The sequence below is a fragment of the Halodesulfovibrio marinisediminis DSM 17456 genome, assembly GCF_900129975.1.
In the GTDB taxonomy this organism is placed as follows: domain Bacteria; phylum Desulfobacterota; class Desulfovibrionia; order Desulfovibrionales; family Desulfovibrionaceae; genus Halodesulfovibrio; species Halodesulfovibrio marinisediminis.
Genome location: NZ_FSRG01000004.1, coordinates 452782 through 467062 on the forward strand (window position 1 = coordinate 452782; position 14281 = coordinate 467062).

The following is a 14281-nucleotide window of genomic DNA, read 5'->3' on the forward strand; positions in this document are numbered from 1 at the left end:
GTATTATTCCGTTTCCTTCTTCTCGGTTACGGACTCTTCAGTTTCTTCTGCTTCTTCAACTTCTACTGCAGGTGCTTCTTCAGCTGCTACAGGAGCTTCGGCAGCGTCATCGTCAATCACAGCATTTTTATCTTCCTCGGAGAGAGTTCCCTCAATTGCGGAAGAAAGGAAGTTGATGGCAGTGCGAAGGTCGGTAATTTTAGACTCAGTGAGTCCTTCAACAGTAAGAAGTTCTTCATCAGTAGCTTCTTGAAGCTTCTCAATGGTCTGGAATCCGGCATCAACAAAAGCCTGAAGTGGAACTTCTGCCACACTTGCAAGCTGGTCGAGACCTTTTCCGATAGCGTGACCTTCGTTATAGCGGGTTTCAGTAAATATATCGATTTTCCAGCCGAGAAGCTTGGATGCAAGCTTAACGTTCTGGCCTTTACGGCCGATTGCGTTGGTCAGCTGGTTATCCGGAACGATTACTTCCAGCATGTTACTTTCTTCATCCACAACAATGCGGGTAATAACAGCAGGAGATAATGCATTACGTGCGTAGGTTGCAATTTCAGGGCTCCATACAACGATGTCGATGCGTTCGCCGCGCAGTTCCTGAACGATGTTCTGGATACGGGAACCACGAATACCGACACATGCACCTACTGGATCAACATCACGGTCACGAGTCATAACAGCAGCTTTTGCGCGGCTGCCTGGATCGCGTGCGATGTTCATAATAACAACGGTGCCGTCGTCAACTTCCGGAACTTCACGCTTGAAGAGCATAGCCATGTAGTCCGGGTGGGAGCGGGAAACAATAACCTGAGGTCCGCGACCTTCTTTACGAACGTCGATGACAAGAGCCTGAACACGGTCGCCGCGTTTGTAGTGTTCGCGCGGGATCTGCTCATCTTTCGGTAACAGTGCTTCAGTGCGGCCAAGGTTGATGATCCAACCTGCTTTATCACGGCGCTGAACAATACCGCTTAAGATGTCGCCCTTTCTGTCTTTAAATTCTTCGTAAATAATTTCCTGCTCAGCATCACGCATGCGCTGGATAATTACCTGCTTGGCAGACTGTGCAGCAATACGACCAAGGTCTTCTACTTTAAGGCGGAAGCCGATTTCGTCGTCAAGCTGTACTGAAGGGTCGTGTTCACGAGCATCTTCAATAGAAATTTGGGTAATGTCGTTTTCGATGTCTTCATCGCGGGTAACGACTTTAAACTGGAACACCTCAATTTCACCGTTGTCTTCGTTAAAGCTAACTTCCACATCAAGGTCTTCGCCAAACTTGCGGATAACTGATGTGCGAACAGCTTCTTCTAAGGTGTCAATCAGCATGCCTCGGTCAAGGCCACGATCTTTGCTGATCTGGTCGATGGCTTTTTTAATATCCATGCTCATTTAAATTCCTCCGACTTGCTCTTGCGCTAAGTCTGCCTACTTCTTTTTCTTGCCTTTGCTGGTATCAGGAAAAATGTGTACCAAGTGTGCTTTTTTCAGATCATTCCAATCGACAGTCAGGTCGCCCTCATCATCCGGAAGGGTGAGAACAATAGTATTGTCGGTTACGGACTTGACTTCGCCTTGGAATTTACGGCGTCCCGGGAAATCATCATGCGGGTCGCGCAGTACTATAGCAATCGGTTTGCCAATGTAGTTGGCAACCTGCTCTGCTGAGAAAAACGGGCGTTCAAGGCCTGGTGAAGAAACTTCCAGTGTGTATGCATCAGAGAGAACGTCTTCTACTTCGAGCGTCAAGCCAATGTGTCTGGAAAGCTTGGCGCACTGGTCGATGGTTACACCGTCAGGGCCTTCTACATAAATTCTAACCACCATACGTTGGCCGGAGCCGAGCTCAAACCCCCAAAGAGTGAGTTCTGCATCCTCAACAAGTGGTGTAATGATATCTTTGATCTGTTGGTACAGTCCGTTTCCGGTCATTTTTGCTTCCTTATTTCCTGTCGCTCAAATAAAAAAAAGGAGGCCCCTGAGAAAAGGCCACCCCGTAAACGACGGCCTTTCGGCCACAGGATGTTTTCAGCAAACAGTGCACAGGGCGAACCCGTTGTGCCCTGTTTTTGCGCGCAACAATAGCACGACAGCAAGCGCTGAACTGCTATTAACTATTCTCTTACGTATATAAAGTCAAGGGGCGGAGCAGAAAGTTTTGTGTAATTGTCAAGTTGTTTTTTTGTAACTGTAAGCGGTTTCTAACTTTTATGAAGGTGTCGGGCGGAAGAATATAAAACCGACACTCTTATAATGTTACAGATCTGAAAAGTTAGATTCGGGGTGGAACAGAGTCCGGCTGGTTTTTAGGGCACAGAGATGTATCGCGGATAAGGTCTGCTAAAGAGAACTGGTTGAGTTTTTGATACATAGCCTTTGATGCTTCTTCCCACATGGTGCGGGTGAGACAGACATGAATACGCGGACAACAGGAATGGTTTTCATCGCACCCGTAGCAAGGTTCAGTTTTCTCAAGAGCTTGTACCAGTTCTCCCAGTCGAATTCTGGAAGGATTGCGTGCAAGGTGGTAGCCACCTTTGGCTCCTAATGTACTGGTAAGGTAGCCTTCCTTTTTCAGATCACGCATAAGTTTTTCTAAATACTTAATGGACATTTCCTGCCGCATAGCCACGTCTTTAATGGAGACAGGGCCGTCTTCCTCGTTCATGGCAATGTCGAGGAGCATGCGTGTTGCATAGCGGCTTCGTGTGGTGAATTTCATAATTCGGACCTAGCCTGAAAGCTATTCGCCGAGAGTCTGTCGGATGATTGTGAGCATCCTGTCGGGGTCAAATGGCTTGTTAACAGTCGCCACTGCATTTGGGATGGCCTGATGGATTTCTTTGGGACCACCCACAAAGATAAACGGAGTTTCCCTGTTATAATTGCCGGAAGCGAGTTCTTTGTAGACCACTGCCCCTGAATCGTTAAGCATTTCCATATTCAGGGTGATAAGATCAAATGGTGTCATAGCAGCAAGATCGAGGGCGGTGTTTCCGTTTTGTGCGCCCACCGCATCGTAATCACCAGACTGTAGAAAATTGATCATGTACTCGAGGACATTCGGATCTTCCTCAATGACAAGGATACGTTTTCTCATACCGTACTCTTCGGAATAGATGTTGGGGCGCCTGCATGGCGCAGGAAGAAAAACCGGAGCGGAAAGCGGTGTGCTCTCCGCTCCGGTGGGCATAACTACTTAGATTGACGACAAACCGAGACGGTACCATTTGGGATTGGGAGTCGTATTGCTACAATATATTTGGTACTGTCTTTGTTCGCTTCAATATATGACTGCTGCTGTCGGTCTATTCTTCCGGAAGCTTAAGGTGATCCGGAACAATCGCCATTTTAATGAGCAGAGGCTTGAGGAAGGACCAGCGGATGCCGATTTCGTATTCCTCTTCGAGGTCGCGGATTGCGTCCCAGCAGTTGTGACAAGGAGCAATTACGAGCTTACAGCCAGTAGCAAGAATCTGGTCGCGTTTGGTCTGGAGCGCTTTGTTACGCTCTTTACGGTACTTACCAATACCGTTGAAACCGCCACCACCGCCACAGCAGTAGTTGTGTTCGCGGTTAGGACCCATTTCGCGGAAGTCTTCAGCAATGTAACTCATAATTTCACGGGTAGCTTTTGCTAAGCCGTGGTTACGTACGTAGTTACAGGAATCCTGAAGTGTAACAGGTTCTTTAATCTTTTTCTCTGGGTCGATTTTAATTTTACCGGTGCGGAGTGCTTCTGCAACCCACTCAACGTAGTGAATGTATGGTGCAGGTGGCAGACCGTCTTCACGACCAGCCCAGTAAGGACCTTCGATTACGGTTGCACGGTGAGCGTGACCACATTCGGTACCGATAACACGCTTAGGACGAAGTTTTTCGATAGCGTTGTATACGGATTCAACCTGCATTTTACATGCTGCCCAGTCACCTGCGAACATGGAAAGGGAGGTCTGCTCCCAGCCTGTGCTTGGCACAGTCCAGTTTTCGCCAGCAAGGTGGAACAGGATAGCTGCTTCTGCAAGGTCTTCAGGGTAGTGCTTAGGCTCACGAGCGTTCAGAGTGTACATGATGTCTGCATCTTCCTTATCGATAGGAATTTCCAGACCTGGCCACTCTTCTTCATACTCTTCAGCCATCCATTCACAGGTATCGATCCAGTCTTCGGTAGTAACGTCCATCTGTGCGTTGTACACACGGTGCATACCGGAGCCGATTTTCATTTCCCAAGGTACAAAACCCTGAGAGTTAAGAATACCGCGCAGGTAGCTGAACATTACCCCCATGTCGATGCCGTGCGGGCAGTACATGCCACAGCGGTTACAACAGGTGCACTGGGACCATGCAACGTCCACGCAATGACGCATGAATTCGTTGGTCACTTTACCTTTTTTCTTAACCAGTTCACCAAGGGTAGACTGGATTTTGTATGCAGGAACCTGTTTAGGATCGCGATCATTTACGCGGTACAGGAAGCAGGAATCTGCACACATGCCACAGTGGGCACATATTTCAAGCCAGGTACGAATACGGGACTGGCAAGTGTTTTCAAGAAGTTTAGCAATGGCGTCGGAATCAACGTCAAGCTCTTTCATTTCTTCGTAGTACTGAGCGCCACCTTTGTCGCCGAGCAGAGCTTTAAGCTCTTCTTCGCTGTTGATAGGTGTGGTGTTACAAAAAGTACCTTGAGGCATTGTTATCTCCTAGCGGCTTACTGTTACCACGGGAATGCGGTTTCGCGTTTAGAGCCACCGCGCTTGATGTTGTAATCCATGCCGAGCTGACCACGGGACATGAAGAACAGAACGATGTGGGACAGCTTGGTAAATGGTGCCAGAAGCAGCACAGCTTCGCCGGTAAGGATATGGCAGGTAAGCCAGAAATCGTAGTTACCAAGATGCAGACGAGCGATAAAGCCGGTCACGAAAGGTGCTACGGAAATGCCGAGGATGAACCAGTCGTATGTTGTAGTCAGGATGCGTACTTCAGGAAGTACAATGCGACGGATGGCAAGCATGAAGCCACCGATGATTGCGAGAACTGTAAGTGCATCTGCAACGCTGGACGGTAAAGTCGGCAGGCTGAAGCCGAATGCCATTTTAAGGAGTTCCTGATGGCCGATCAGGAACAGCGGGAGCAGGATTGCGCCAATGTGGAACAGGAAGAAGCCTGTTGCCATAAATGGCTGCTGACGCCAGCCGTATGTGCCGCCCGGAATGAGCCAGCAACGGATGGAATGAACTGCACCACGGATGCCACGAGACATGTGTGGCTTATATGCTACACGGTCGAGCTTCCAATCAAGACCGCGCACGTACATTACGGCACGAACTGTAAGACCGCCAAAGAATACCAGCAGTGATATCCACAGCATCGGTCCGGTAAGAAATGCTATCATTGTTATCTCCTTGTCTAGAGGGAGGTTGCCCTCCCTGCTTGACTAGTACTTTCTGATTTTTTCTTCTCGGCCGGTCAGGAAAGTCCAGTAACCGACAAAGCTGACCAGAGCCACACCCATCAACACGTAGGTGATGGTTTTGGTGTGGAGCATGAAGTCGTGGAGAGTATAGATAATGGTTTCCATAGTTTTTACCTCCGGACTAGTGTGCGTCTTTGTACTCTGGATGTTCGAACAAAACTGGCATCCGAGTAGTAATGAAGCGGTATGTTGTAATAATAAGTGTTACAACGAAGATAGAGATGCCGATTTCCATGAGGCTAGGGAAGTAACGCTCAGCAGCAGGAAGCTGCCAGTTGTATGCAACCATGCTCACGTTGAAACGGTTTACGACAATACCGAGTACGCCGAAAACGGATGCGATGCGTACCATCTTCAGATTCTTTTCACGTACGCCGATCGCGTAGAGGAGAGAAGGAAGCAGTACGAAACCGAACATTTCAACAAGGAAGATAGCACCGTAGCCGGTAGCAAGGTACTTCCAGTCGTTGTCCATGGTGATATCGAACACTTTAATGAAGAAGTAACCGAGGAGAATGAAGGAGGCAGCTTTAGCAAAGCCGAATGCCACTCCGTTAGCTTCTTTAAGATGTGTTTCGTCCATCATACGGTGCAGACCTTTATGAGCCAGAGTGCCTTCAAAGATTACCATGGAGGTACCAGCCACCATGGAGGAGAAGAAGAAGAACACTGGCATAAAGCTGGAGTACCAGAGCGGATGTACTTTACCAGGAGCGATAAGGAACAGAGCGCCAAGAGAGCTCTGGTGCATTGTGGAAAGTACAACACCCATAATGGTCAGAGGCAGAGTAAGTTTTACTACGAAGTTACGCAGCTTACGCATGCCGAGCCATTCGAATGCCGCAGGAGACCATTCAATGAAGAGAACGGACACGTAGAGGGATACACACAGACCAACTTCGAAAAGAAGGGAAGTAGTGCCCTGTGAGTATACCAGTGGATACGGGAGTCTCCATGGGTGACCCAAGTCGTACAGAAGAGCTACAACTACGAAGAAGTAGCCAAGAAAAGCAGTAGTAATAGCAGGACGCACCGCGGAATGGTAGTGCTTCATGCCGAAGAGATAGCAGGATGCGGAGGTTACGTAACCACCGGCAGCCAGAGCTACACCACACATAAGGTCGAAGCCGATCCAGATACCCCAAGGGTTGTTATCATCAAGGTTGGATACCGCGCCGATACCTTTGTAGAAACGTAGGAAAGTGAGAACCAGACCGCCAGCTAGAATGATAGCGGTGATGATGTTTCCGGCGTGCCAGAATTTTTTCTGTTCGTTACTCATTATGCATCTCCCTCAGGCTTGGAGCTTTCTTCTACTTCTTCGCTCTCAGGGTTCTGGAGTGCAGCAAGCTTTTCTTCAAACTCTTTTTCAGCCTTAGCGACAGCTTTTTTAGTTTCACGCTCAATGGAAGCTTCTTTGTCTTTTGCAGCTTTTTCCATTGCAGCTTTGAGCTTGTCGTCAGCAGCAGATTGAGTTTCGGAAACTGCCTGTGCAACAGCGGTGCTCTGTTCTTCAGCAGCGATTTTTTCTTTACGCTTGCTGATTGCATATGCACCGGTGAGAAGAACAGGCCAGATGCCTACTACCATAGGAACAGCACCGAGTGCGCCAGCAGTAAGTTCTGGAGCTGGCTTGCTACCAACTACAGGCTGACCGAGTTCGGTGTGTTTTACCGGAGCGAGGTAGAGCCAGTTGGTTCCGCCTGCTTCTTTTTCGCCGTAAATTTTGTTTACGTAGCGGTCAGGATGCTTGCGGATGCGTTCGCGTGCAATTTCAATAAGGTCAGAACGCTTGCCAAAGGTGAGAGCTTCTTTAGGACATGCCTGAACACAGCCTGGAAGCTTGCCTTCTTTGATGAGCGGGTGACACATAGTACATTTTTGAACGAGTGGATCTAATGGATCATCGTATTCAAAAGTAGGAACAGAGAATGGGCATGCGATCATGCAGTAGCGACAACCAACACAAACGTCGCCGTTGTAGGTAACGGAGCCGTCAGGGTTTTTAGAAAACGCTTTAACAAAACATGCGGATGCACATGCTGGTTCCATACAGTGGTTACACTGCTGTTTACGGAAGATAGGGTGATCCAGACCGGCAACATTGTATTTGTTAACTACAGTGTGCGCGGTGGCGTTGGTTCTGCGTTTGGTATCCAAAACAGAGAGGTCATCAAATTTCTTCTCTGGTTTTGGGAAGTTATTAACGGTGTTACAGCCTTCTTCACATTTACGACAACCGATACAACGGCTGCTGTCGTGAAGTACGCCCATAGCGTCAGGATATCCATCGAATGAAGCGTTGCTGGCAGCCTTCGCCTTAGTAGTTCCCAAGGTGGAAGCAATACCGGCGCCGCCAAGCAGGCTTAGGAATTTTCTGCGATGCATAATTGCTCCTTGATTCCTAGTTAGCGCGTGCGGCGTGGCAGCCTGCGCACTCAGTGTTCTGTGGCTTCTGAATTTTCATTTCGGTGTGACAAGTCATACACTGCTGATGGTAAGCAGCTTTAAGACCTGGACGGTCACCGGTTTTGAAAGCTTCGCTATGACAGCTCTGACATTTTGGAGGCTTGATGCTGATAGGGCTCTGATGGTGACAGGCCTGACATACTTTGCCTTTTTCTGCATGGAAGCTGCCAGCAAGCTTGTTGTCCGCGGTTGCGTTGAGCATAGATTCAACGATTTTGCGGTGTGGCATGTTGGATGCTTCGTACTTGTCAGCAAGAGCGTCAATTTTTACGAATTCAGGAATTTCTTCAGCGGTGTAGGTCACTTTGCCAGCTTCGCGAGCAGCAACAACGGAAGCAGCAACTGCGTTACGTTCTTTTTTGCTCATTTTAGCTGCCTGCTCTGCAGTAACGCCGTTAGCGTTGTGACAGGTCGCACAGGACTGTTCGTTGAAGTTTTGAACTGGAATCATGGAGTGACAGCCTGCACAGGAAGCATCCTGAGCTACACGCATTGCGTGACAGCCAACACAGCTTGCAGAAGACTGAGCGTCGTGCATGTCGCTGTAGAGAGGCTTGAAGCCGTCTTTTTCGTTTCCGATGCCGTTAATGTGGCAAGTACCGCAGTCTCTTACGTTTGCTTCATGGGACTTGTGGTCGAATGCCACAGGTGCAATGTCGCTTTTCTTTGCGGTGGTTGGAACGATAAGAAGAGTGTCTGGCTGACCGCGATCAAGGCGTTTACCAGTTACTTTTTTCATTTCTTTCTGAGCAGAAGCGCTGTGACAGCCTGCACAGGAAACAGGGCCTGTAGATGTAGCGTCTTTTTTCGCTTCAGTCATGTGGCAGCTGATACAGCTGGTGTGTGCTGCGGCTTTAGGGCATTTGTACTTTACATAGCCTTCACCGTAGCCGTTATCGCTGTCTTCAGTGCCAGGTACGTATTTAGCAGTACCTGCAACAACATCAACGTTCATGTGGCAAGCGCCACAGTTTTTGTCCTGTTCAGAAACAACGATTTTTTTAGAAGAAATATGACGGAAGTGCAGGGACTTATCCATGTCGATAGGCTGGCGTTTTGCCACCTCATTCGGCTTTGGATTGTGACATGTACGACATTCGCTTTCCAGAGGACCAGTGTCCTGACCGGCTTTAGCCATGTCGGCATGACAGCCTACACAGTTCTGGTGATATAAGTTCTGCAGTTCTTTTGCAGACATATCATCAGTTCGTTTAAAAGTGAGGTCCATGCTGCCTTTGTCGTTATCGTGACAGGTAGCACAGTCTTTTTCCATTTTTTTCAGCGCATCAGTATGCAGATCGTGGCGATACGTAACGGCTGGCAACTCCATATCACCAAGCTTGCCGATAACATCAATGGTGATGATGTCAGCACGGTGCTTGGCAGGAGCCGCTGTAACATTTGAGCTGTGCGCTTCGATACCTACGATCGATACAAGCGCAACAACCATCAGCATGCCCGCCCAGCGAAGCAGTGATCTTCCCTTCATCATAGTGGCAGTCCTTTCGATGAAATATTAACTCGTCCTCAGACACCCCTTAGCCATTAACCTCTTGAGAGTTCCCCAACTTCAAGAGAAAGCAGAACCGCGCAGAACTAGCCATGCGGCCTAAGGGCACTGTGGCAGTCTGGATATGTATGCGGTTGCACGGACTTCGTAAAAGTCACGACGCCCGATAACTCACCGGTAAACCGGTGGTTTTAAAACCTACCGATTCGGTATGAGTTATTATCATACCGACGGGGTAGGGTATTTGTCAGGTTTCGTCAAGGGATCGCATAGGGGTGAGAGAGGTGTTTTTTGCGCCTAACTTGTTGATAAAAAAGCAGAAAAATATTTGTGCAAAAATATACAAAAAAAGTAGGATTTATTGTCCAACGATGGAGTAGACAATCGAAATGGATTTTTTCAAAAATAGTCTCTCGAAGAGAAAATGTGTAAAATGTTTTCAGGCCATGCTTCGGACATGGCATAAAGATCATGTGTGTCTGAATTTCATAAAATGAAAAAAAGGATCAAGTTCCCTATGAGTCTGTTTGTAAATTTGCCGCTCAGCTTCGCTGCTAATGAGCCGCGATATATCGATATGCTTATTGAACAAGGTGTGTCACCGGAGCTGGGCATGGATACCTTCGCGGTTCAGAATCTCGATATACATTGGCATGCAGCGACCGCAAAAAAATTCTCTGAGGCGGGGCTTTCCTGTGGCATTCATCTTCCATTTTTCGACCTCGCACCGGGAAGTTTGAATGACCAAATTTTGGAAGCAACGCGCGCAACTTTGCTGAGAGCGCTCGAAATTTCACAAGTCTACAAACCAACTCATTTTGTTGGACATCCTGACTATGAAGCCGGTCAGCATGATTTTTATTACGATGAATGGCTTTCGCGTTCCTACGAAACGTGGTCACAATTCCTCAAAAAAGATGGATTAACTACCCAGCTTTTTTTAGAAAACACGTACGAAAAGACACCCAAAGCACTTGTTGATCTTGTCAATTTGTTACCAGCAGATCGAGTGTCCCACTGTTTTGATGTTGGGCATTGGCATTCTTTTGCCAAAGGGGCGCAGCGCAATGATCTGCTTGAATGGCTTAATGCTTTCTCACCTCGTCTTGGCCATCTTCATCTTCACGATAATGACGGTTTAGAAGATCAGCACCTTGCCCTTGGCGCTGGTACTATTCCGCTTCTTGACTTGTTCGATTACATTCAAAAGAATGAACTTTTCCCAACAGCGACCCTTGAGCCGCACACCGAAGATGCGTTCCCTGCGTCCATAGAATTTCTCGAAGCGCACAGCACGTCTGTCTGCTTCCTAGTAGCTGATGATTAGGGTTGCCTTTTTTGAATCTACGATATTTTTTGTTTCGTATTCCTCAGCTTCTGCTTTCCAACGAATTTTATTCTGCGATTGAGGATTATTACTTAAAGTACCACGCATGATAATTTCACTGACTTGAACAGAAAAAAAGGGCTGTCCTAACTAACTAGGGCAGCCCTTTTGGGTTTTATGAAAGGAAGTGGGGGTCAGTCGCGAGGCTAGGTAAACAACGTGCTTAGTTCGTAGTTAAAAGTTTTTGGAGTTTTTAAGAACCTTTTTTCAAAAAGGTTCTTAAAGTCCTACTGGCAAGCACCGCCGGAGGCATAGCTAATCAGAAATTATTGCACATGCTGTTTAGTTCCCTGTGCGACTCGGGATGTCTTGAAAGATACGAGCTGTGTGACATCTTCGAATACGAGGTAGAAACACGGCACGAGTAAAAGCGTAATGATTGTTGCGAACAGGATACCGAATCCGAGGGAGATTGCCATCGGAATAAGGAATCGAGCCTGTCGTGAGGTTTCCAGAATCATCGGCGCAAGCCCGCAGCATGTTGTGATTGTGGTCAGCAGGATTGGCCTGAATCGTTTAATTGCGCCTGCAACAACGGCTTCTGTCGGTGTGTAGCCTTCTCGTCGTAGCCGGTTGGTGAAGTCCACAAGAACGAGTGAGTCGTTCACTACCACACCAGCTAATGCCACAAGCCCGAACATACTCATGAGACTAAGGGAATAACCCATGATGAGATGACCGACGACGGCACCCACCATGCCGAACGGGATTGCGAGCAAAACAATGAGCGGCTGGATATAGCTTTTGAACGGAATAGCCAACAGTGCGTAGATGGCGAGGAGCGTCAGCAGCAAGCCTTTTATGAGACTCTGGATACTGTCACGCATATCTGCCTGTTTCCCTTCTAGGGAATAGTTTAGACCGGAATATTTCCGTAACAAATCTGGAAGAATATCACTTTTGACTGAGGCTATGACCTGTTCTGAAAGCTTGCGAGGTGTTACGTTGCCTGTAACGCTTCGAATACGTTTGCTGTTTTCACGGGTAATTGATGTATCCGCGAAGGCTCGGGTGATTTGCGCTGCATCACGCAGGAGCATCTCACCACCGTTTGGGAGGGTAAGTACCAGGTTATCGAAGGTCGCTACAGATGCACGTTCTTCTTTAGGTAGACGTACACGTACAGTTACTTCGTCCTGCCCAACTTGCTGTTTTACTGCTTCTGCTCCGTAAAAGGCGTTACGCAACTGGGTTGCAATTTCGCGTGAACTAAGACCTGCGGCTTCACCTGCAGGTAGTAGCTTAATGTCAAACTGACGTTTGCCTCGCGCGTTACCGTCATCAATATCGCTTACGCCTTTGAGCAATGCCATTGCTTCGGCAAGCTCTGTGGCGGCTTGTTCAAGAACGGTGTTGTCACGGTGTGAAAGTTGAATGGTGACCCCTTTGCCGGAACCCGGACCTCCTTTGTCCGCAACAAAATCTACTGCTTCTGCACCGAGTACTGTGCCTACAGCATTACGCCATTGTGCTGTCACTTCTGGTGTGGATACCGGACGAACATCAGGTTGGGTCAGGTAAATACGCGCATTAAGTTTGTTGGTGTTAACTGTCGTTAAGATGCCGGTGCTGAGTTTGTCTCCACCATTATTGGCGATGACGGCATTGGCGGCATCAACTAGTTGCTTTTCAACTTCTTTAATGCGTGAGACCGGTGTGCCGTATGGCATAGTGACTGAACCATAGGCATAGTCAGAATCAACAGTCGGGAAAAGCACCATTCCCAAACGACCTGACAGAGCGAAGCCTACGGTAATAAAAAGGATCGCCAGCGCTGTGCCGAGAACAGCGAATCTATAGCCGATAAGTTTGCTGATGAAATTACCGTACTGATGGGCAATGAAATGTTCAAAACGGTTACTGAATCGTTGTTGTAACGCGATGAGCCGGCTAAGCCCTGGAATGCGGGAACGTTCACTGCCATGCGCAAGGTGCGCGGGTAGAATGAAGATACTCTCGATAAGTGAAATAAAGAATACAATACCGACAACAACCGGAATGTATTTAAATATCTTACCCATTGTACCCGGTACAAAGTATAGCGGCATAAAGGTTATGATGTTTGTGATAACACTGAATGTTACCGGAACCATAACTTCTTTTGCGCCATCAATGGCTGCTTGCAACCTGCTTTTACCTAGATTTCGATGGTAATAGACGTTTTCACCGACAACAATGGCGTCGTCCACAACGATACCGAGGGTGATGATAAATGCAAACATGGTGATCATGTTTATGCTGAAATCAGTAAACGGCAGGAAGACAAAAGCACCGAGGAATGAAATAGGAATACCGAGGCTTACCCAGAAGGCAAGACGGATTTCAAGGAACAATGCCAGGAAGATGAACACCAGTCCAAGGCCGATATACGCGTTGCGCAGAAGCAGGTCTGCTCGATCCTGAAACATTACGTACCGGTTGTGGTGGGAGCCGATAGTAACTCCCGGAGGTAAGTCTTCCTTGAATTCATCAACAACATTGAGGGCTGCTGTGGCAATGCTCATAGGGGTTTGTGAACCGATGCGATAGACCTCGACGGATACAGCGCGGTTTCCGTCAAAGCTGCTCCAAGCATCTGTGTCTTCAAATCCATCCCATATGTTTGCAATATCTCCGAGGTAGACGGAGGCGCCGTATTCGTCTGTCAGGATAGGTATCTGTTCAAAATCTTTTGCAACCAGTTTACGGTCTGTCACACGTACAAGAATTTCACCCTGTGCAGTTTTAAGGCTGCCGCCGCCGAGCTCTACAGATGCTTTTCTGATCTGATCGGCAACTTGGGTAAGGGTAATATTGTATTTGCGTAACGTGTTGCGGGAGATTTCAACATGTGTCTCTAAATCACGCACTCCAGTGATGTCTGCCTGCGTGATGTTGGGATTCCTCAGGAGAGCATCTTCCAATTGGTTTGCGTAATCGCGCAATACCAGTTCAGATACGTTTCCGCTTACAACAAGTGTGAGCACGCTACGTTTACGGGAATCAATGGTTATGCGCGGGTCTTCTGCCTCATCAGGAAAAGTGGTGATTCTATCTACTTCTGTTTTGATGTCCTGCCAGACACGATCAACATCGGCACCATCGAGTAGTTCTGCACGGATGGTGGCGCTATTTTCGTTGGCAGTGGAAGTAACATCTTCAATCCCTTCAATTCCTTCAATGGATTCTTCAACAGCTTGAACAATTGAACGTTCGATCTCTTCAGGGCTGGCACCGGGATACGAAACTGTAACAGATACTGAGTCCAGCTCAATTTCAGGAAAAACTTCCTGTGTGGTGCTGGAGCCGAGAACAAGACCGCCGATAAGAAGCACGAGCATAAGCAGGTTGGCCGCAACTGAGTTACCTGCCATCCATGCTACGGCTCCACGTGGTTGTTCCGGTAGGGGGGCTTTGGGCTGGCGGTGCTGCGAAGCAAGAGGTGATGATGCCATGA

At 48.0% G+C, this 14281-nt stretch carries 12 protein-coding genes; 1 reads left to right on the forward strand and 11 read right to left on the reverse strand.

Features of this window, described 5'->3' with window-relative positions; genetic code table 11:
* Positions 1-3: 3 nt before the first annotated feature.
* The 10 genes from nusA to hmcA all read right to left on the reverse strand — a co-directional run bounded on the left by nusA (position 4) and on the right by hmcA (position 9440).
* A complete protein-coding gene (gene nusA / locus BUR09_RS06605; protein ID WP_074216156.1) occupies positions 4-1392 on the reverse strand; it encodes a transcription termination factor NusA in 1389 nt (462 codons plus the stop codon).
* Between the two features lie 36 nt (positions 1393-1428).
* The gene (locus BUR09_RS06610) at positions 1429-1932 is read right to left on the reverse strand and encodes an LSm family protein (protein ID WP_074216157.1); all 504 of its coding nucleotides are present in this window, start codon (positions 1930-1932) and stop codon (positions 1429-1431) included.
* A 340-nt stretch (positions 1933-2272) separates the two neighbouring features.
* Entirely contained in the window at positions 2273-2722 is a 450-nt protein-coding gene (locus BUR09_RS06615) for an RrF2 family transcriptional regulator (RefSeq protein ID WP_074216158.1), read from the reverse strand.
* A 21-nt stretch (positions 2723-2743) separates the two neighbouring features.
* Positions 2744-3100 (reverse strand): response regulator, encoded by a 357-nt coding sequence (locus tag BUR09_RS06620; RefSeq protein WP_074216159.1) that lies wholly within the window; start codon positions 3098-3100, stop codon positions 2744-2746.
* Positions 3101-3308: 208 nt separating this feature from the next.
* Positions 3309-4694 carry a sulfate respiration complex iron-sulfur protein HmcF gene (gene hmcF / locus BUR09_RS06625; RefSeq protein WP_074216160.1) on the reverse strand — a complete coding sequence of 462 codons (1386 nt, stop codon included), beginning with the start codon at positions 4692-4694 and terminating at the stop codon, positions 3309-3311.
* Between the two features lie 23 nt (positions 4695-4717).
* Positions 4718-5398: a sulfate respiration complex protein HmcE gene (hmcE, locus tag BUR09_RS06630; RefSeq protein WP_074216161.1), complete on the reverse strand. Its 681-nt coding sequence runs from the start codon at positions 5396-5398 to the stop codon at positions 4718-4720.
* A gap of 42 nt (positions 5399-5440) precedes the next feature.
* Positions 5441-5584, reverse strand: a complete 144-nt coding sequence (gene hmcD, locus BUR09_RS16810) for a sulfate respiration complex protein HmcD (RefSeq protein ID WP_175565995.1) — start codon at positions 5582-5584, stop codon at positions 5441-5443.
* Positions 5585-5600: 16 nt separating this feature from the next.
* A complete protein-coding gene (gene hmcC, locus BUR09_RS06635) occupies positions 5601-6761 on the reverse strand; it encodes a sulfate respiration complex protein HmcC (RefSeq protein ID WP_074216162.1) in 1161 nt (386 codons plus the stop codon).
* Complete coding sequence (gene hmcB / locus BUR09_RS06640; protein WP_074216163.1) at positions 6761-7867, reverse strand: sulfate respiration complex iron-sulfur protein HmcB; 1107 nt, start codon at positions 7865-7867, stop codon at positions 6761-6763. The genes hmcC and hmcB overlap by 1 nt, the downstream gene beginning before the upstream one ends.
* A gap of 16 nt (positions 7868-7883) precedes the next feature.
* A complete protein-coding gene (hmcA, locus tag BUR09_RS06645; protein WP_074216164.1) occupies positions 7884-9440 on the reverse strand; it encodes a sulfate respiration complex hexadecaheme cytochrome HmcA in 1557 nt (518 codons plus the stop codon).
* Between the two features lie 535 nt (positions 9441-9975).
* On the opposite strand from hmcA, the gene BUR09_RS06650 reads away from it, so the two are divergent.
* Complete coding sequence (locus tag BUR09_RS06650; protein ID WP_245796712.1) at positions 9976-10785, forward strand: sugar phosphate isomerase/epimerase family protein; 810 nt, start codon at positions 9976-9978, stop codon at positions 10783-10785.
* A 326-nt stretch (positions 10786-11111) separates the two neighbouring features.
* On the opposite strand, the gene BUR09_RS06655 is transcribed toward BUR09_RS06650, so the two are convergent.
* The gene (locus tag BUR09_RS06655; RefSeq protein WP_074216165.1) at positions 11112-14279 is read right to left on the reverse strand and encodes an efflux RND transporter permease subunit; all 3168 of its coding nucleotides are present in this window, start codon (positions 14277-14279) and stop codon (positions 11112-11114) included.
* Between the last annotated feature and the right edge of the window lie 2 nt (positions 14280-14281).

Bases quoted from the DNA above. Each gene is read 5' to 3' on its own strand.
- hmcC (WP_074216162.1), bottom strand. From the start codon at position 6,761: ATGAGTAACGAACAGAAAAAATTCTGGCACGCCGGAAACATCATCACC.
- hmcF (WP_074216160.1), bottom strand. From the start codon at position 4,694: ATGCCTCAAGGTACTTTTTGTAACACCACACCTATCAACAGCGAAGAA.
- hmcB (WP_074216163.1), bottom strand. From the start codon at position 7,867: ATGCATCGCAGAAAATTCCTAAGCCTGCTTGGCGGCGCCGGTATTGCT.
- hmcD (WP_175565995.1), bottom strand. From the start codon at position 5,584: ATGGAAACCATTATCTATACTCTCCACGACTTCATGCTCCACACCAAA.
- nusA (WP_074216156.1), bottom strand. From the start codon at position 1,392: ATGAGCATGGATATTAAAAAAGCCATCGACCAGATCAGCAAAGATCGT.
- hmcA (WP_074216164.1), bottom strand. From the start codon at position 9,440: ATGATGAAGGGAAGATCACTGCTTCGCTGGGCGGGCATGCTGATGGTT.
- BUR09_RS06620 (WP_074216159.1), bottom strand. From the start codon at position 3,100: ATGAGAAAACGTATCCTTGTCATTGAGGAAGATCCGAATGTCCTCGAG.
- BUR09_RS06655 (WP_074216165.1), bottom strand. From the start codon at position 14,279: ATGGCATCATCACCTCTTGCTTCGCAGCACCGCCAGCCCAAAGCCCCC.
- BUR09_RS06610 (WP_074216157.1), bottom strand. From the start codon at position 1,932: ATGACCGGAAACGGACTGTACCAACAGATCAAAGATATCATTACACCA.
- BUR09_RS06650 (WP_245796712.1), top strand. From the start codon at position 9,976: ATGAGTCTGTTTGTAAATTTGCCGCTCAGCTTCGCTGCTAATGAGCCG.
- BUR09_RS06615 (WP_074216158.1), bottom strand. From the start codon at position 2,722: ATGAAATTCACCACACGAAGCCGCTATGCAACACGCATGCTCCTCGAC.
- hmcE (WP_074216161.1), bottom strand. From the start codon at position 5,398: ATGATAGCATTTCTTACCGGACCGATGCTGTGGATATCACTGCTGGTA.